The following is a 17,409-nucleotide window of genomic DNA, read 5'->3' as shown; positions in this document are numbered from 1 at the left end:
CACCATGACCAGCACCGAAGAGAGCGTCTGCCGCCGCCTGGTCGGCCGTACCGCCGTCATCACCGGAGCCGGCAGCGGCATCGGCCTGGCCACCGCCCGCCGCCTCGCCTCCGAGGGCGCCCACGTCGTCTGCGGCGACATCGACGAGACCGCCGGCAAGGCCGCCGCCGAGGAGGTCGGGGGCACCTTCGTCCAGGTCGACGTCACCGACCCCGAGCAGGTCGAGGCGCTGTTCAGGACCGCCTTCGACACCTACGGCTCCGTCGACATCGCCTTCAACAACGCCGGCATCTCGCCCCCCGACGACGACTCCATCCTGGAGACCGGCCTGGAGGCATGGAAGCGCGTCCAGGACGTCAACCTCACCTCCGTCTACCTGTGCTGCAAGGCCGCCCTGCCCTACATGCGCCGCCAGGGCAAGGGCTCCATCATCAACACCGCCTCCTTCGTCGCCATCATGGGCGCCGCCACCAGCCAGATCTCGTACACCGCGTCCAAGGGCGGCGTGCTCGCCATGTCCCGCGAGCTGGGCGTCCAGTTCGCCCGCGAGGGCATCCGCGTCAACGCCCTCTGCCCGGGGCCGGTGAACACCCCGCTCCTCCAGGAGCTGTTCGCCAAGGACCCCGAGCGGGCCGCGCGCCGCCTCGTCCACATCCCCGTCGGCCGCTTCGCCGAGGCCGAGGAGATCGCCGCCGCCGTCGCCTTCCTCGCGAGCGACGACTCCTCCTTCGTCAACGCCAGCGACTTCCTCGTCGACGGCGGCATCTCGGGCGCGTACGTGACCCCGCTCTAGACGTTCACCCCAACTCCCCCCACCCGACAGCCGGGCGTCGCGAGGCGCCCGGCTGTTCCGCGTACAGACAGGAGAGTGATCATGAACCACCGACTCCGTACGTCCGCGGCCGCCGCCGCCCTCGTCCTCGCCGTGGCCGGCCTCGTCACCGCCGGACCCGCCCAGGCGAAGCCCCGGAAGCCGGCCGAGTGCCCCACCCTCACCGTCTCCGACGGCTGGCACGGCGACAACAAGGCCCGCATCGACGCCCTCATAGCCGAGCACTGCGGCGACCGCGCGAAGACGGGCCGCAAGCCGGTCGCCGTCTTCGACTGGGACAACACCGTCGTCAAGAACGACGTCGGCGACGCCACCTTCTTCTGGCTCCTCCGCAACGACCGCGTCCGCCCGCCCCGCGGCGGCGACTGGTCCACCACCAGCCGCCACCTCACCCCCGAGGCCGCCGCCGCCCTCGGCGACGCCTGCCCCACCAGCGTCCGCACCCTCCCCACGTCCACCGACACCCGCTGCGCCGACGAGCTGCTCTCCGTCTACGGCTCCGGCACCACCATCGGCGGGAAGACCGCCTTCGCGGGCTACGACCACCGCCGCACGGAGCCCCAGTACGCCTGGCTCGCCCAGCTCCTGCACGGCTGGACCACCCGCCAGGCCGAGTCCTTCGCCGCCGCCGCCCGCGCCGAGAACCTCGCCGCGCCCCAGGGCGCCACCCAGCAGGTCGGCAGTTCCAAGGTCACCGGCTGGGTCCGCTACTACGAGCAGCAGCGCGACCTGATCCACACCCTCCAGGCCGCCGGCTTCGACGTCCGGATCGTCTCCGCCTCGCCCGAGCCCGTCGTCGACGTCTGGGCGAAGGGCGTCGGCGTCGACCCCTCCCACACCCTCGGCATCCGCAACACCACCGAGCACGGCCGCCTCACCAGCCACCTCAAGGGCTGCGGCACGGTACGGGACGGCGAGGACACGATGATCACCTACATCGACGGCAAGCGCTGCTGGATCAACCAGGAGATCTTCGGCGTCCGCGGCCCCGCCGCCGAACGCGTCCAGCCCGCCGCCCGCCGCCAGGTGTTCGCCGCCGGGGACTCCGACACCGACATCTCCTTCCTGCGGGACGCGACCGGCCTGCGCCTGGTCCTCAACCGCAACAAGAACGAACTCATGTGCCGGGCGTACGAGAACGGCGACGGCCGCTGGATCGTCAACCCGATGTTCATCGAGCCGAAGAAGCAGAAGGCAGCCCCCTACCCCTGCGCCACCACCGGCTACACCGCGGGCGACGGCACCGCGCAGCCGGTCCGGCGCACCGACGGCAGCGTCGTCCCGGACCAGCCGGACACGGTGTTCTAACGGCGTTCCAGGGGGTGACCCGCCGGTCGGGCCGGATCAGGGCGCGGCGCCAGGCGTCGCGAGCCCGGTCTGACCGGCAGGACACACCCCCTGGAGGACCGTCAGAGGAAGGTCCGTCCCTCACCCCGGTACGTGGGAACGGTCGCCGTGATCCGGTCGCCCTCCACGAGGTGCAGGCTCTCGAACCGCTCGCACAGCTCCCCGGCCTTCGCGTGCCGGAACCACACCTTGTCGCCGATCCGCAGATCGTCGGCGGGGGAGCCGAGCAGCGGGGTCTGCACCTCGCCCGGACCCTCCTGAGGGTCGTACCGCAGCCCCTCCGGCAGATACGGCACCGGCAGCCGGTCCGGGCCCGGGGCGCCCGAGGCCGGATACCCGCCGCCCAGCACCGTCACCACGCCCACCCCGGGCCGGCGGACCACCGGTTGCGCGAACAGCGCGGCCGGCCGGCCGGTGAAGGACGTGTAGTTGTCGAAGAGGCGCGGCACGAACAGCCCCGAACCGGCGGCGATCTCCGTCACCGCGTCCTCGGCGGCCGTGTGCTGCACGCTCCCGGTGCCACCGCCGTTCACGAACTCCAGATCCGGCGCCACCGCCCGCACCGCCCGCACCACGGCCGCCCTGCGGTCCGCCAGCTCCTTACGGGCCGCCGACTGCATCAGCCGGATCGCCCGCGAACGCAGCGGCCGGCCCGCGACCGCGTCCCCGACCCCCGCCACATGCCCCTCGTACGCCATGATCCCGACCAGCCGGAACCCCGGGCGCCGCACCACCGAACGGGCCAGCTCGGCCAGCTCCGCGGGCTCGCGCAGCGGGGAGCGGCGCGCGCCGACCCGTATCCGGCCGCCCAGCAGACTCAGCGCCGTGTCCAGCTCCAGACAGACCCGGACCTCCTCCGTCCCGCCCGCGCGGGAGGCGTCGATCAGATCGAGCTGCGCCACGTCGTCGACCATCACCGTCACGGCCGCCGCGAGCTTCGGATCCCGCGCCAGCTCCCCGAACCCCGTCCGGTCGGCCGACGGGTACGCGAGCAGCACGTCCTCGAACCCGGCCCGGGCCAGCCACAGCGACTCGTCCAGGGTGAACGACATGATCCCCGCGAAGCCCTCACGGGCCAGCACCCGCTCCAGCAGCGCCCGGCACCGCACGGACTTGCTCGCCACCCGCACCGGCTTGCCCCCGGCCCGGCGCACCAGATCCGCCGCGTTGGCGTCGAATGCCTCCAGGTCGACGATCGCCACGGGCGCGTCGAGTTCAGCGGTGGCCCGGTCGTAACGGGCCCGGTCGGCGGCGCGCGGAGTCATGGCCCGAGCTTGCCAGACAGGTTTACGGGTGGGTAGCCCCTGGGTTCCCGCGCGGTGGGGAACAGCCCGTAGAGTGACGGGCATTGTCGACACGAGCAGGGGGACGGGCATGACCGCCGAGCACCGCCCCACCCCCTCCCGCATCACCGACGCCCTCCTCCCCACCCCGACCCCTCCGGCGGCTCCCCCCGCCCCGGCGCCCGCCCGCGCGACGACTTCACCGACGGCCCCCACCACGGGTTCCTCCGCCGGCCTCGCGCCCACCACGGGTTCCTCGGCCGGCCCGGCGCCCACCACAGGATCCTCCGCCGGCCCGGCGCCCACCACGGGATCCTCCGCCGGCCCGGCGCCCGCCCGGGCTTTCTCCGCAGGCCCCGCGCCCACCGCGGGTTCCTCCGCCGACCTCGCGCCCGCAGCCGGTTCCTCCGCCGGCCCCGCCCCGGCCCCCGCGCCGACGGCGCACGCCTTCTCCGGCCAGGCCCCCGTCACGCCCGCCCCGGATGCGCCTGCGCGGCCGGTCTCGCCCCCCTCACCGGCCGCGCCCGAACGACCCGCCTCGCCCCCCGCCGCCCCGGTGCCCGCCGTGGAGACGACCACGCGCCTGCGCGCGATCCGCCCCACGGACCCCGATCCGCGCCGGGTGGTCGGCGCCGGACCGGCGCCCGCCGCGCGCCCGGCCGCCGGGATACACCCTGCGTCCGCCCCCGTCTCCGAGGCGCTCACGGGCCCCGCTCCAGCGCCCCGGCCCGCGTCCGGGCCCGCCGGGCCGGCTCCCGTCGGCCTTCCCCGTACCGCGTCCGCGCCCGGCACTCCGCCCCGGCCCGTCTCCGCGCCCCTCGTGCGGGCCCCCGCCGGGCCCGTGCGGGCGGCCGGTGTGCCGTACGGCCTCGGTGTGCCGGGGGCGTTGCCGCCGGAGGTGCCGGTGGAGACGACCACGCGGCTGAGGCCGGTGCGGGAGCGGCGGACCGGGCGGACGGTGGCGGTCGCGGCGTGCGCCGTGCTGGGGATGGGGCTCATCGGAGGGGCGCTGGCGGGAGTGTGGCTGGCGGCGGTGGAGCCGGGGGCGCCCGTCGAACCCGTCGGGTACGCGGAGGCGAAGGAGATCTGGCACAACGCGCCGGTGGACACGCTGTTCCCGCGGACCGTCGCGGGGCCCGGCGCGGGGCCGGGTGCGGCGGCGCGTACCTGGACCCGGGTCGTCGTCGCCCCGGACGCCGCGTGCTCGCCCGCCGTACTGGGGAAGGGCCTGCTGGCTACCCTGAAGCCGCTCGGCTGCGAGCGGGTGCTGCGCGCCACGTACACCGATGCCACCGCGAGCAGCGTCATCACCGTCGGGCTCGTCTTCACCCGGGCCGACGTCACCGCGCAGGGCGACCTCGGCCGTGGTGTCACGAGCCGCCTCGGCGGGCAGGACGTGCCGCCGGCGCTCTCCGGCCCCGGGACCGTCGCGGCCCGGTTCGGCGCCGGGCAGCGCGCGAGCTGGTGGCTCACCGCCCCCGCCGACCTCCCGGTCGTCGTCACCGCCGTCTCCGGTTTCGCCGACGGCCGGACCGTCGAGCGGCCGCTCCCCGCCGACCAGGCGACGGGGCCGGGCCGCACCGACGCCGTCGCGCAGTCCGGCCTCGGGCACGAGGCCAAGGGGATCGCGCAACGGTTCGAGGCGCTGCTGCGCAGGACCGCCCTCGCGGCGGTGAAGGAGAACGACCGGTGACCCGACCCTCCCGCCGCCGGGCACGCGGCGCGGCGGCCGTCCTGCTGGCCGCGGGCTTCGCCGTCCTGCCCGCGACGACCTCGCCCGCGTACGCCGACACCATCCGGGCCCGGCAGTGGGGCCCGGACGCCCTGCACACGGACGAGGCGTGGCGGACCACCAAGGGCGAGGGGATCACCGTCGCCGTCCTGGACACCGGCGTCGACGCCGGCCATCCGGACCTCGAGGGCTCCGTCCTGCCCGGACACGACCTGATCGGCTTCGGGGCCTCGCGGGGTGACCGCGCCTGGGCCCGGCACGGCACGGCCATGGCCGGCATCATCGCCGGGCACGGCCACGGCCCCGGTGGCGGGGACGGCGTGCTCGGCATCGCCCCGGACGTCGAGATCCTCCCCGTACGCGTCATCCTCGAAGGCACCGACAAGTCCCGCGACAAGGCCCGCAAGACCCGGGGCACGGCCCTCGCCGAGGGCATCCGCTGGGCCGCCGACCACGGCGCCGACGTCATCAACCTCTCCCTCGGCGACGACTCCAAGTCGGCCCACCCCGACGCGGGCGAGGACGCCGCCGTCCAGTACGCCCTGGCCAAGGGGGTCTCGGTCGTCGCCTCCGCCGGCAACGGCGGCGAGAAGGGCGACCACATCTCGTACCCGGCGGCCTACCCCGGCGTCATCGCGGTCACCGCCGTCGACCGCTACGGCACCCACGCCTCGTTCTCCACCAGCCGCTGGTACGCCACCGTCAGCGCCCCGGGCGTCGACATCGTCATCGCCGACCCCGACCGCCGCTACTACGAGGGCTGGGGGACCAGCGCCGCCGCCGCGTTCGTCTCCGGCGCCGTGGCCCTCGTCCGGGCCGCGCACCCCGACCTCACCCCGGCCCAGATCAAGCGGCTGCTCGTCGACACCGCCCGCAGCCGGCCGAAGGGCGGCCGCAGCGACGCCAAGGGGTACGGGACGGTCGACCCGGCCGCCGCGATCAAGGCCGGGGCCCGGCTCAAGGCCGGTGACCCCAAGAACGCCGTCGCCGGATACCGGGGCCAGTACTTCGGCGCCGGCCCGGTCCCCATCGTGGAGGAGAGCCGCCCCTTCGGTCTGCTCGCCCCGGTCGCCGGCGGACTCGGCGCCCTGCTGCTCCTGACCGCCGTCGTCCTACGGCGCGCGCGCCACACCCCCTGAGACCCGGCCCCCCGGCGGGCCGGGTGCCCCGGCTCGCCGGTTAGGCTCGGTGCGTGGCGCTCAAGAACATCCCGGACCCCGGTTTCTCCGACGACGACGGCACCGCCGACCCGCGGCTCGCGGCGGCCCTCGCGGCCTGGGCGGAGGACAGAACCGCCCACGGCCCGGTCCTCGAAGCCCTCAAGGACGCCAGGCTGCTCGTCCCCGTCGTCGCCGTCCTCGGCGAGGTCGAGACCGACGAGAACGGCCTGCGCCGCGAGAAGACCAGCGACATGGCGGTGCCCACCCTGACGGCCGGTGACCGGCGGGCCCTGCCCGCGTTCACCTCGATCGCCTCGCTCGCCCTGTGGGACCCGGAGGCCCGGCCCGTCGCCGTCCCGCTCCACCAGGCGCTCCAGGCGGCCGCCCACGAGAAGGCGGACACGGTCGTCCTCGACCTCGCGGGCCCGGTGCCGTACCAGCTGACGGGACCGCTCCTGCTGGCCCTCGCCGAGGGGCGCTCCAGCGCGGACCCGCTCGACGACCCGGCCGTACGGGAAGCGGTACGGAGGGCCGTGGCCGCCGAGCCCGCGGTGCTGCGGGCCCACCTCGGCCCGGGTGCCGCCGACGGCACCCTCGCCCTGGTCCTGGCCGGGGACGGCTCCCCGGCGGAGGCGGCCCGGCGCGTGGCCCGCGCCCTGGCCGCCGACGAAACACTGAGGGCCCGCCTGGTGCGGGGCCTCGACCTGGCACTGCTGCCGGCCTCGGCCACCCCTCCGGGCGAGCCCTTCTACGTCAAGCGGTAAGGGGAGTTCCCCCGGTCGGGTCCTAGCCGTACACCGGTCCGGTGTACTTCTCGCCCGGGCCCTGGCCGGGCTCGTCCGGGATCAGGGACGCCTCGCGGAAGGCGAGCTGGAGGGACTTCAGGCCGTCCCGCAGGGGAGCGGCGTGGAAGGAGGAGACCTCCGTCGCGCCGGCGTCCAGCAGGCCCGCGAGCGCGTGCACCAGCTTGCGGGCCTCGTCGAGGTCCTTGTGCTTGTCGCCCTCCTCGGTGAGCCCGAGCTTCACCGCGGCGGCGCTCATCAGGTTGACGGCGACGGTCACGATCACCTCGACCGCCGGGACCTCCGCGATGTCACGGGTCATGGATTCGAAGTCGGGGGTTTCGGGGGAGTCCGCGGACTCGTTCTGGGGCGTCTCGCTCATGCCTCACACGATAAGCCGCCCGGGGCGCCTCCCCGCCGCCCCGTCCGCATTCGCGTACGGGCACGGCTCCTGCTAACCTTGTGTAACGACCGGCCGGACACCTGTGTGCCCGGCCCACAAGTGGAGGCTCCGTACTCCCACCTGACCGCCCTCACGGGTGGCGGGTCACCGGTCAGGTGGCGCCCATCGTTCCGTACGGACGATGGAGCCGCCCGATGTGCGCCCCGCGGTTGACCGCGGCGGTGCTCCGGTATTTCCGTGGAGCCCCGCCTGTGTCCCGTCCGGGGCGTTTTTCATGTGCCGGCTCGGTTGGTCTCAGTAACAGACGTTGCGCGTCCGTCCGCCAGGCGGTCGCGTGGTGCTACCTAGGAGGATCCATCAGCGCCGAGCCCCGCATCAACGACAGGATTCGCGTTCCCGAGGTGCGACTTGTCGGACCCAGCGGCGAGCAGGTCGGGATTGTTCCGCTTGCCAAGGCCCTGGAGCTCGCACAGGAGTACGACCTTGACCTGGTCGAGGTCGCGGCGAACGCCCGTCCGCCCGTGTGCAAGCTCATGGACTACGGGAAGTTCAAGTACGAGTCGGCCATGAAGGCCCGTGAGGCGCGCAAGAACCAGGCGCACACGGTCATCAAGGAGATGAAGCTCCGGCCGAAGATCGACCCGCACGACTACGACACCAAGAAGGGTCACGTCGTCCGGTTCCTCAAGCAGGGCGACAAGGTCAAGATCACGATCATGTTCCGTGGTCGTGAGCAGTCCCGCCCCGAGCTTGGTTTCCGGCTGCTTCAGCGGCTGGCGTCGGACGTCGAGGAGCTTGGCTTCATCGAGTCCAACCCGAAGCAGGACGGCCGGAACATGATCATGGTTCTCGGCCCGCACAAGAAGAAGACCGAGGCCATGGCCGAGGCGCGTGAGGCCCAGGCCGCACGCAAGGCCGAGCGTCAGGGCGTCGCCTCCGACGAGACGTCCGAGGCTCCGGTCGACGAGGCGCTCGAGGCTCCGGTCGACGAGGCCCCGGCCGACGAGGCCCCGGTCGCCGAGGCCGAGGCTCCGGCCGAGACCCCCGAGGCGTGACCCGTCGGGCTGCCACCCAGGCAGCCCGGGGCCCCGCCCGGAACCACCAAACGAAGATCTGACGCTCCCGGATGTCCGGTGCCCGCACCGGGGGGAGCGCCACTGACGAGGAGATACGGCGCGATGCCGAAGAACAAGACGCACTCCGGTGCCAAGAAGCGCTTCAAGGTCACCGGCTCCGGCAAGATCCTGCGCGAGCGCGCCGGCAAGCGCCACCTGCTCGAGCACAAGTCGTCCAAGCTGACGCGTCGCCTCACCGGCAACGCCGAGATGGCCCCGGGTGACGCCGCCAAGATCAAGAAGATGCTGGGCATCTGAGTTGATCTCCCGCCCTCGGCGACGAGGGCATCCGGCTGAGACCGGGATCCATTCGTTTTTTCGGGTCGTGTGAGGACCACCACGACCCCGCTACAAGGAGTTAAAAGTGGCACGCGTCAAGCGGGCAGTCAACGCCCACAAGAAGCGCCGGGCGATTCTCGAGGCGGCCTCCGGCTACCGCGGTCAGCGTTCGCGCCTGTACCGCAAGGCCAAGGAGCAGGTCACCCACTCGCTGGTCTACAACTACAACGACCGCAAGAAGCGCAAGGGCGACTTCCGTCAGCTGTGGATCCAGCGCATCAACGCCGCTGCCCGCCAGAACGGCATGACGTACAACCGCCTCATCCAGGGTCTGAAGGCCGCCAACATCGAGGTGGACCGCAAGATCCTCGCCGAGCTGGCCGTCAACGACATCAACGCGTTCGCCGCGCTGGTCGAGGTCGCGCAGAAGGCCCTCCCGGCCGACGTCAACGCCCCGAAGGCCGCCGCCTGATCTTCCAGGCCGCAGTACTTCTGCCCGGACCCGCAGGCGCGCACGCGCCTGCGGGTCCGGGTGCTTCACCCCCTTGGGAACCGGCGCACCCGGTCCCCGAAGCCCCCGGTCCCGAAGAGAGAACCGCCGCACCCCATGGTCACCCCCGAGCTGATCTCCCCGCGTTCCCCGCGTGTCGTCGCCGCCCGGCGGCTCGCCAAGCGCAACTTCCGGGGCAAGGACCGCCTCTTCATCGCCGAGGGCCCGCAGGCCGTCCGTGAGGCCGTCGAGCACCGGGGCTCCACCGGGGAGCCCACCCTCGTCGAGCTCTTCACCACCGTCGAGGCCGCCGAGCGCTACGCCCCGATCGTCGACGCGGCCCGCGCCGCCGGCGCCCGCGTCCACCACGCCTCCGACGCCGTCCTCGCCGAGGTCTCCCAGACCGTCACCCCGCAGGGCCTCGTCGGGGTCTGCCGGTTCCTCGACTCCCCCTTCGAGGAGATCATCGCGGCCCGGCCCAAGCTGGTCGCCGTCCTCGCCCACGTACGCGACCCCGGGAACGCCGGCACCGTGCTGCGCTGCGCCGACGCGGCCGGCGCCGACGCCGTCGTCCTCACCGACGCCTCCGTCGACCTGTACAACCCCAAGTCCGTACGGGCCTCCGTCGGCTCCCTCTTCCACCTCCCCGTCGCCGTCGGCGTCCCCGTCGAACAGGCTGTCGCCGGGCTGAGGAGCGCGGGCGTGCGCGTCCTCGCCGCCGACGGGGCCGGCCAGGACGACCTGGACGACGAGCTGGACGCCGGCACCATGGGCGGACCCACCGCCTGGATCTTCGGCAACGAGGCATGGGGGCTGCCCGAGGAGACCCGGGCGCTGGCCGACGCCGTCGTCCGCGTCCCGATCCACGGCAAGGCCGAGAGCCTCAACCTCGCCACCGCCGCCGCGGTCTGCCTGTACGCCTCCGCGCGCGCCCAGCGCCCCCGAAGCTCCTCCTGAAGGGTCCATTCCGCCCCTCTCGCCCAGTAGAGTGACGCACTCGGGGGCCCACTGCGCTACACGGAGGGGTGGGGTACGGGGATGACGGTCGGCACGGACAGTCCCGCACAGGCACGGAGCGCCCCGCCGCACGCCCCGGAGCCACCGGGCCCCGCACCGGCGGACGGATTCGCCGGTGTCGGCCCCGACGACCTGGCCGACGGTCTCGTCGTCGCCGACGAGACCGGCCGCGTCGTCTGCTTCAACGCCGCAGCCGGCCGCATCACCGCCGTCCCCGTCGGCCGGGCCCTCGGCCTCCCTCTCGACGAGGCGCTGCCCCTGGAGGACCTCAAGGGCCATCGCTGGTGGGCACTGACCGACCCGTACGGCGGTCTCGCCATCCGCAGCGGCCAGCCCGAGCGGAACCTGCTGCTCCCCGGCGGCCGCGAGGTCCTCGTCTCCGCCCGGTACGTCCGCGAGCACCCCACGGGACCGGTCCGCCGGGTCGTGGTCTCGCTGCGGGGCACCGACGCCCGCCGCCGCACCGAGCGCAGCCACGCCGAACTCATCGCCACCGTCGCCCACGAGCTGCGCTCCCCGCTCACCTCGGTGAAGGGCTTCACCGCTACCCTCCTCGACAAGTGGGAGCGGTTCACCGACGAGCAGAAGCGGCTCATGCTGGAGACGGTCGACGCCGACGCCGGCCGGATCAAACGGCTCATCGCCGAACTCCTCGACATCTCCCGGATCGACTCCGGCCGGCTCGAAGTGCGCCGCCAGCCCGTCGACCTCGCCGCCGCGATCGGCCGCCACATCCAGGTCCACACCACCGGCGGCCAGCGCCCGGACCGCTTCTTCGTCCGGATCAGACCCCAGCTGCCCGCGCTCTGGGCCGACCCCGACAAGATCGACCAGATCCTCGGCAACCTCCTCGAAAATGCGGTGCGCCACGGCGACGGAACCGTCACCATCGAGGTGGCACCCGCCACGGCGGGAGAGGACGGAGAAGAGGGGACGGAGGTCACCGTGAGCGACGAGGGCCCCGGCATCCCCGAGGCGTCCATGAACCGCGTCTTCACCCGCTTCTGGCGGGGCAGCAAACGCGGCGGCACCGGACTCGGCCTCTACATCGTCAAGGGCGTCGTCGAGGCCCACGGCGGCACCATCACCGTCGGACGGGGCCCCCGCGGCGGGGCCGAGTTCCGATTTATCCTGCCCGTCGGCACCCCGGCCCATCTCCTCTGACGTCTCATCTGACGAGACCGGAGGAGATCAGGAGCCGCCCGGGCCGCCCACGGGCTCATTCGCGTCCCCGCGCCCCGTTAGACTCGTCCTTTGGCACGTTTGCGCCCTTGACGTCGAGCGGGGCCGCCCAGCCAGCCAACGGAAGCACGGGAAGAGATGTCCGCACCCAATAAGTCGTACGACCCGGTTGAGGTCGAGGCACTGAAACCGGAAGAGATCGAGCGCATGCGGGACGAGGCGCTCGCCGCCTTCGCCGCCGCGGGCGACCTCGACGCGCTCGCGCAGGCGAAGACCGCGCACACCGGTGGCACCTCGCCGCTGGCGCTCGCCAACCGGGAGATCGGCGCCCTGCCGCCGCAGGCCAAGGCCGCCGCCGGAAAGCTCGTGGGCCAGGCCCGCGGCGCCGTCTCCAAGGCGCTCGCCGGCCGCCAGACCGAGCTGGAGGCCGAGCGGGACACCCGCGTCCTCGTCGAGGAGGCCGTCGACGTCACCCTGCCGTACGACCGCGTCCCGGCCGGCGCCCGCCACCCGCTGACCACGCTCATGGAGCGCGTCTCCGACGTGTTCGTCTCCATGGGGTACGAGGTCGCCGAGGGCCCCGAGGTCGAGGCGGAGTGGTTCAACTTCGACGCCCTCAACTTCGTGCCGGACCACCCGGCGCGCCAGATGCAGGACACCTTCTTCGTCCAGGGCCCCGAGGGCACCACGGGCGACGAGTCCGGCGTCGTGCTGCGCACCCACACCTCCCCGGTGCAGGCCCGCACGCTCATCGACCGGGAGCCCCCGGTCTACGTCGTGTGTCCCGGCCGCGTCTACCGCACCGACGAGCTCGACGCCACGCACACCCCGGTCTTCCACCAGATCGAGCTGCTCGCCGTCGACGAGGGCCTGACCATGGCCGACCTCAAGGGCACCCTCGACCACATGGTCCAGGCGCTCTTCGGCCCGGACATGAAGACCCGGCTCCGCCCGAACTTCTTCCCCTTCACCGAGCCGTCCGCCGAGATGGACATGCTCTGCTACGTCTGCCGCGGCGAGTCCGTCGGCAACCCGGACCGTCCCTGCCGCACCTGCGGCAGCGAGGGCTGGATCGAGCTCGGCGGCTGCGGCATGGTCAACCCCAAGGTGCTCGTCGCCTGCGGTGTGGACCCCGAGAAGTACAGCGGATTCGCCTTCGGGTTCGGCATCGAGCGGATGCTGATGTTCCGCCACAACGTCGACGACATGCGAGACATGGTCGAGGGTGACGTCCGGTTCACCCGGCCGTTCGGGATGGAGATCTGATGCGGGTCCCGCTTTCTTGGCTGCGGGAGTACGTCGACCTGCCGGCGACGGAGACCGGCCGCGACGTCCAGGCCAAGCTCATTTCGGCAGGGCTCGAGGTCGAGGCCGTCGAGCGCCTCGGCGCCGGCCTGACCGGCCCGCTGGTGGTCGGCAGGGTCCTCACCATCGAGGAGCTGACGGACTTCAAGAAGCCCATCCGCTTCTGCACCGTCGACGTCGGCCAGGCCAACGGCACCGGCGAGCCCCAGGAGATCATCTGCGGCGCGCGGAACTTCGCCGTGGGCGACAAGGTCGTCGTGGCCCTGCCCGGCGCCGTGCTCCCCGGTGACTTCCGGATCGCCGAGCGCAAGACGTACGGCCGCGTCTCCCGGGGCATGATCTGCTCCGGCGACGAGCTCGGCATGGGCGACGACGGCACGCACGGCATCATCGTGCTGCCGCCGCAGCACGAGATCGGCATCGACGCCACCGTCCTCCTGGAGCTGTACGACGAGGTCCTCGACATCGCCGTCACCCCGGACCGCGGCTACTGCCTCTCGATGCGCGGTGTCGCCCGCGAGACCGCCACCGCCTACGGCCTGCCGCTGCGCGACCCGGCGCTCCTCGACGTGCCCGCGCCGAACTCGTACGGCTACCCGGTCCAGATCGGCGACCCGATCGGCTGCGACCGCTTCACCGCCCGGACGGTCGTCGGTCTCGACCCCGAGGCCCGCAGCCCGATCTGGCTGCAGCGCCGCCTGCAGAAGGCCGGCATGCGTCCGATCTCGCTGGCCGTCGACATCACGAACTACGTGATGCTGGAGCTCGGCCAGCCGCTGCACGCCTACGACCGCAACCGGATCGACGGGCCCATCGGGGTCCGCCGCGCCGAGGGCGGCGAGAAGATCACCACCCTCGACGGCACCGTGCGCGTGCTCGACGCCGAGGACCTGGTCATCACCGACAACCGCGGCCCCATCGGCCTCGCGGGCGTCATGGGCGGTGCCAACACGGAGATCGCCGACCCGGTGACCGACCCCGAGACCGGCATCGTGACCGGCTCCACCGAGGTCGTCATCGAGGCCGCGCACTTCGACGCGATCTCGATCGCGCGCACGGCCCGCCGCCACAAGCTCTCCTCCGAGGCGTCCAAGCGCTTCGAGCGAGGCGTGGACCCGCAGGCCGCCGCCGCTGCCGCGCAGCGCACCGTCGACCTCCTCGTGCTGCTCGCGGGCGGCACCGCCGAGGCCGGCGTCACCGAGATCAGCGCGCCGTCCGCGCCGCGCACCATCGTCATGCCGGCGAACCACCCGGACCGGGTCGCGGGCGTCGACTACGGCCGCGAGACCGTCGTCCGCCGCCTCCAGGAGGTCGGCTGCGACGTCTACGGCCAGGACGAGCTCGTCGTCACCGTGCCGTCGTGGCGCCCCGACCTCAACGAGCCGAACGACCTCGCCGAAGAGGTCATCCGGCTGGAGGGCTACGAGAACCTGCCCTCCACGCTGCCGAAGCCCCCGGCCGGCCGCGGTCTCACCGAGCGCCAGCGCACCCACCGCCGCGTGGGCCGCGCCCTGGCCGGCGCCGGTTACGTCGAGGCGCTGAACTACCCGTTCATCGGCGAGCAGGCACTCGACCAGCTCGGCCTGGACGCGGACGACGCCCGCCGCCGGGTCGTGACCCTGGTCAACCCGCTCTCCGACGAGGAGCCCGCGCTCCGTACGACGCTGCTCCCGGGCCTGCTCGGCGCGCTCCGTCGCAACGACAGCCGCGGCAGCCACGACCTGGCGCTCTTCGAGTCCGGTCTCGTCTTCCGGCCGGAGGGGGAGCCGGGCGTCGCCGTCCGCCTGCCCGTCGACCGTCGTCCCACCGACGAGGAGGTCGCCGTCGTCGACGCCGCGCTGCCCCGGCAGCCGCGTCGTGTCGCCGTCGTCCTCGCCGGTGCGCGCGAGCAGGCCGGCTGGTGGGGCAAGGGCCGCCCGTCCGACTGGGCGGACGCCGTCGAGGCCGGCCGGACCGTGGCCGCCGAGGCCGGTGTGGAGCTGATCATCAGCGCCGACCAGCACGCCCCGTGGCACCCGGGCCGCTGCGCCGCGTTCCACGTCGAGGTGGACGGCGAGAAGGTCCTCGTCGGCCACGCCGGCGAACTCCACCCGCGGGTGGTGAAGGCGTTCGGTCTGCCGGCCCGCAGCTGCGCGATGGAGATCGACCTGGACCTGCTGGAGAAGGCGAACGAGGGCCCCCTGCGGGCTCCCCGTATCTCCTCCTTCCCGGTCGCCACCCAGGACGTCGCCCTGGTCGTCGCGGGCGAGGTCCCGGCCGCCGAGGTCGAGTCCGCGCTGCGCGAGGGCGCGGGTGAACTCCTGGAGTCCATCCGGCTCTTCGACGTCTACACCGGCGACCAGCTCGGCGAGGGCCGGAAGTCCCTGGCGTACGCCCTGAAGTTCCGCGCCACGGACCGCACCCTCACGGTCGACGAGGCCAGCGCGGCCCGCGACGCGGCCGTCGCCCTGGCGTCCGAGCGCACCGGAGCCGTCCTGCGCGGCGCCTGACGCGCGAGCACGACACCAGGAGGGCCGCCCCGGGTACACACCCCGGGCGGCCCAACCCCCTCTCCCGCACCCCGACCCCGAGCGGGCGGACCAACCTGGCCCGCCCCTCCCCCACCCCCGCCCCGGGCGCCCCGGCCCCCCCCGCCCGCCCCGGGGCCCTGCCCCCGGGGGCCCCGGGGGCCGCCCCCGGCCCCCGCGCCCCCGGCCCCGCGCCGGGGCGGCCCCGCCCGGGCTCCCACCCCCCCGGGGGGCCCCCCCGGGTCACCCCCGGGGGGCCCCCCCTCCGCCGTCTCCGGCACCCGGACGCCGATCGGGCGGACATCGAGGGCCCGCCCGTCGCGCCCCCCGGCGGCGCGCCTCCCCGGGTTCCGCTGCCGAAGGCGGTCCGCGGGGACTTCGTCGCCGAGGCCGTGGGCGCGATCACCGTCCTCTTCCGGGACAGCACGTCCTGGACCTGATCGAGCCGACGGACACCCCGTCGACCCGGGGAGGTCGACGCACACCGGAGCGGGTCTCGTGCTGCCGTGCGCGTGGCGGAGCCCTGGCGAAGGGCGGCGCGCCGGGGGCGCTCACTCCTTCGGGTGAGATCGTCGGCGGCTGTTCCCCGGTGCCCCGTACGGTCGACAGAATCGACGCGGCCCGCAGGGGCGGACCTGTGGGCCGCAGGGCCTTCGGGTGCTGTCGGGGCTCGGGAAGGGCCGTGCATGATCCGTACCAGGTCGTTGGCCGCCGATGGCTCCCGGCTCCGCCGGCCGGCCTCGCTCGCTCTGCCGTCCGCATGGGGTGCGGTGGCCGTGGCATGGAAGTTCTGGTGTCCGCTGGCCCGGCAGCCCGGGCTGCCGATGAGGATCGCCACCAGCGTCGTCTTCCTCACCGTGGGCATCGGCCTGGTCCTGGGACTCCGCCGGGGCCTCGCCCGCGAGCTGGCCCGGGTGCGGGCCGTCGCGGCCGCCACCCAGCGGGTGCTGCTGCGCCCGCCGCCGGCCCGGCTCGACGGACTGGCCCTCGCCGCCGGACAGTTGTCGGCCACCCGGGGCGCGAGCGTCGGAGGCGATCTGTACGAGGCCGTGGCCACGCCCCACGGTGTGCGGATCGTCATCGGCGACGTCCGGGGCCACGGGCTCGCGGCGCTCGGCGCGGTGGTGGCAGTCCTGGGCAGTTTCCGTGAGGCCGCCCACGACGAGCCCGAACTCGGCGGTGTGCTGCGGCGCCTGGAGCGGGCGCTCGAACGGCATCTGCGGGAGCGGGCGCGGGACGAGCACCCGGCGCGGTCCGGAACGGAGCCGCAGCACCCGGCGGCGGAGGAGTTCGTGACGCTGCTGCTCCTGGAGATCCGCTCCGACGGCCGGCTGTCCGTCTTCAACTGCGGTCACCCCGGCCCGTACCGGCTGGGCCGACGGGTGGAGAAGCTCCCCGTCGGGGATCCGCTGCCGCCGCTCGGGGTGCTGCCGCTGCCCGCCGTCCTCGTGCCGTACACGGCGGCCGCGCTGCTGCCCGGGGAGACGCTGGTCCTGCACACCGACGGTGCCGAGGAGGCCCGCGACCACCGGGGGCGGTTCTTCGCCCTCGACACGACGCTGGCCGGGATGGCCGGAGAGGCACCCGCCGTGCTGGTCCGCCGCGTCCACGCGGCGCTGCTGCGCCACACCGGCGGCCGGCTCGCCGACGACGTCGCGCTGTTCGTCGTACGCAACGACCGTGTCCGGGTGCCGGCGCAGCCCGCCGAACCCGGGCTGCGCCGCTCCCGGCCCGCCCCCTCCTCCCACTGTTGAGCGGAGGACACGGGGCCGGCGACGCCCGCCCCGCCACGGAGTGTCGGGCAGATCAGCGGGGCGGGCGACGCGGACCGGGCCGCCGCGCTGTTCGAGGGGGAGCCGGCGGCCCGGTCTTCGCCTTGCGGCGAGAAGCACAGTCAACCGGGGGCCGGTCGGGTGCGGCAGCGTGCGCGGACCGGAGGAACGGGTACTCGGTTCACACCCCGTGCGAAAACGGT

At 74.0% G+C, this 17,409-nt stretch carries 15 protein-coding genes; 13 read left to right on the top strand and 2 right to left on the bottom strand.

Translation table 11 applies throughout. The features are described 5' to 3' along the window. Positions 1-4 precede the first annotated feature (4 nt). The gene (locus ACFVZH_RS15230; RefSeq protein ID WP_384897276.1) at positions 5-793 is read left to right on the top strand and encodes a 3-oxoacyl-ACP reductase; all 789 of its coding nucleotides are present in this window, start codon (positions 5-7) and stop codon (positions 791-793) included. A gap of 81 nt (positions 794-874) precedes the next feature. Continuing rightward, entirely contained in the window at positions 875-2,140 is a 1,266-nt protein-coding gene (locus tag ACFVZH_RS15225) for a haloacid dehalogenase-like hydrolase (protein ID WP_384897273.1), read from the top strand. Positions 2,141-2,241: 101 nt separating this feature from the next. Here the strand turns inward: ACFVZH_RS15225 and ACFVZH_RS15220 are convergent, their stop codons facing one another. Further along, the gene (locus tag ACFVZH_RS15220) at positions 2,242-3,444 is read right to left on the bottom strand and encodes an amino acid deaminase/aldolase (RefSeq protein ID WP_384897271.1); all 1,203 of its coding nucleotides are present in this window, start codon (positions 3,442-3,444) and stop codon (positions 2,242-2,244) included. A gap of 109 nt (positions 3,445-3,553) precedes the next feature. On the opposite strand from ACFVZH_RS15220, the gene ACFVZH_RS15215 reads away from it, so the two are divergent. From ACFVZH_RS15215 to ACFVZH_RS15205, 3 genes are read left to right on the top strand one after another with little or no spacing between them, the layout of a single operon-like run. Beyond that, on the top strand, positions 3,554-5,155 hold the full coding sequence (locus ACFVZH_RS15215) for a hypothetical protein (protein WP_384897268.1): 1,602 nt from the start codon (positions 3,554-3,556) through the stop codon (positions 5,153-5,155). Beyond that, positions 5,152-6,333 carry a type VII secretion-associated serine protease mycosin gene (gene mycP, locus ACFVZH_RS15210; RefSeq protein WP_384897265.1) on the top strand — a complete coding sequence of 394 codons (1,182 nt, stop codon included), beginning with the start codon at positions 5,152-5,154 and terminating at the stop codon, positions 6,331-6,333. Before ACFVZH_RS15215 ends, mycP begins: the two co-directional genes overlap by 4 nt. A gap of 53 nt (positions 6,334-6,386) precedes the next feature. Beyond that, a complete protein-coding gene (locus tag ACFVZH_RS15205) occupies positions 6,387-7,118 on the top strand; it encodes an SseB family protein (RefSeq protein WP_384897262.1) in 732 nt (243 codons plus the stop codon). Between the two features lie 22 nt (positions 7,119-7,140). On the opposite strand, the gene ACFVZH_RS15200 is transcribed toward ACFVZH_RS15205, so the two are convergent. Further along, complete coding sequence (locus ACFVZH_RS15200) at positions 7,141-7,518, bottom strand: DUF1844 domain-containing protein (protein ID WP_384885322.1); 378 nt, start codon at positions 7,516-7,518, stop codon at positions 7,141-7,143. A 377-nt stretch (positions 7,519-7,895) separates the two neighbouring features. Here ACFVZH_RS15200 and infC point away from each other — a divergent pair, with 377 nt between their 5' ends. From infC to ACFVZH_RS15160, 8 genes are all read left to right on the top strand, one after another. Then, on the top strand, positions 7,896-8,594 hold the full coding sequence (gene infC, locus ACFVZH_RS15195) for a translation initiation factor IF-3 (RefSeq protein WP_384897395.1): 699 nt from the start codon (positions 7,896-7,898) through the stop codon (positions 8,592-8,594). Positions 8,595-8,717: 123 nt separating this feature from the next. After that, positions 8,718-8,912, top strand: coding sequence for a 50S ribosomal protein L35 (gene rpmI / locus ACFVZH_RS15190; protein WP_015032399.1), 195 nt, complete (start codon positions 8,718-8,720; stop codon positions 8,910-8,912). Positions 8,913-9,018: 106 nt separating this feature from the next. Beyond that, on the top strand, positions 9,019-9,405 hold the full coding sequence (gene rplT / locus ACFVZH_RS15185) for a 50S ribosomal protein L20 (RefSeq protein ID WP_017241732.1): 387 nt from the start codon (positions 9,019-9,021) through the stop codon (positions 9,403-9,405). A 135-nt stretch (positions 9,406-9,540) separates the two neighbouring features. Then, complete coding sequence (locus tag ACFVZH_RS15180; RefSeq protein ID WP_384897259.1) at positions 9,541-10,380, top strand: TrmH family RNA methyltransferase; 840 nt, start codon at positions 9,541-9,543, stop codon at positions 10,378-10,380. A gap of 81 nt (positions 10,381-10,461) precedes the next feature. After that, positions 10,462-11,604, top strand: coding sequence for an ATP-binding protein (locus ACFVZH_RS15175; protein ID WP_384897256.1), 1,143 nt, complete (start codon positions 10,462-10,464; stop codon positions 11,602-11,604). Positions 11,605-11,760: 156 nt separating this feature from the next. Beyond that, complete coding sequence (gene pheS, locus ACFVZH_RS15170; protein WP_384897253.1) at positions 11,761-12,888, top strand: phenylalanine--tRNA ligase subunit alpha; 1,128 nt, start codon at positions 11,761-11,763, stop codon at positions 12,886-12,888. After that, complete coding sequence (gene pheT / locus ACFVZH_RS15165; protein ID WP_384897250.1) at positions 12,888-15,416, top strand: phenylalanine--tRNA ligase subunit beta; 2,529 nt, start codon at positions 12,888-12,890, stop codon at positions 15,414-15,416. The genes pheS and pheT overlap by 1 nt, the downstream gene beginning before the upstream one ends. Before the next feature lie 704 nt (positions 15,417-16,120). Then, a complete protein-coding gene (locus tag ACFVZH_RS15160; protein ID WP_384897247.1) occupies positions 16,121-17,188 on the top strand; it encodes a PP2C family protein-serine/threonine phosphatase in 1,068 nt (355 codons plus the stop codon). Positions 17,189-17,409 lie beyond the last annotated feature (221 nt).

It is taken from the genome of Streptomyces sp. NPDC059534, from assembly GCF_042743475.1.
Lineage (GTDB): Bacteria > Actinomycetota > Actinomycetes > Streptomycetales > Streptomycetaceae > Streptomyces.
The sequence above is the reverse complement of the archived record's forward strand: the minus strand, read 5'-3'. Positions and strand labels throughout refer to the sequence as shown.

Bases quoted from the DNA above. Each gene is read 5' to 3' on its own strand.
- ACFVZH_RS15230 (WP_384897276.1), top strand. From the start codon at position 5: ATGACCAGCACCGAAGAGAGCGTCTGCCGCCGCCTGGTCGGCCGTACC.
- ACFVZH_RS15225 (WP_384897273.1), top strand. From the start codon at position 875: ATGAACCACCGACTCCGTACGTCCGCGGCCGCCGCCGCCCTCGTCCTC.
- ACFVZH_RS15220 (WP_384897271.1), bottom strand. From the start codon at position 3,444: ATGACTCCGCGCGCCGCCGACCGGGCCCGTTACGACCGGGCCACCGCT.
- ACFVZH_RS15215 (WP_384897268.1), top strand. From the start codon at position 3,554: ATGACCGCCGAGCACCGCCCCACCCCCTCCCGCATCACCGACGCCCTC.
- ACFVZH_RS15200 (WP_384885322.1), bottom strand. From the start codon at position 7,518: ATGAGCGAGACGCCCCAGAACGAGTCCGCGGACTCCCCCGAAACCCCC.
- rpmI (WP_015032399.1), top strand. From the start codon at position 8,718: ATGCCGAAGAACAAGACGCACTCCGGTGCCAAGAAGCGCTTCAAGGTC.
- ACFVZH_RS15180 (WP_384897259.1), top strand. From the start codon at position 9,541: ATGGTCACCCCCGAGCTGATCTCCCCGCGTTCCCCGCGTGTCGTCGCC.
- ACFVZH_RS15175 (WP_384897256.1), top strand. From the start codon at position 10,462: ATGACGGTCGGCACGGACAGTCCCGCACAGGCACGGAGCGCCCCGCCG.
- pheS (WP_384897253.1), top strand. From the start codon at position 11,761: ATGTCCGCACCCAATAAGTCGTACGACCCGGTTGAGGTCGAGGCACTG.
- pheT (WP_384897250.1), top strand. From the start codon at position 12,888: ATGCGGGTCCCGCTTTCTTGGCTGCGGGAGTACGTCGACCTGCCGGCG.
- ACFVZH_RS15160 (WP_384897247.1), top strand. From the start codon at position 16,121: ATGATCCGTACCAGGTCGTTGGCCGCCGATGGCTCCCGGCTCCGCCGG.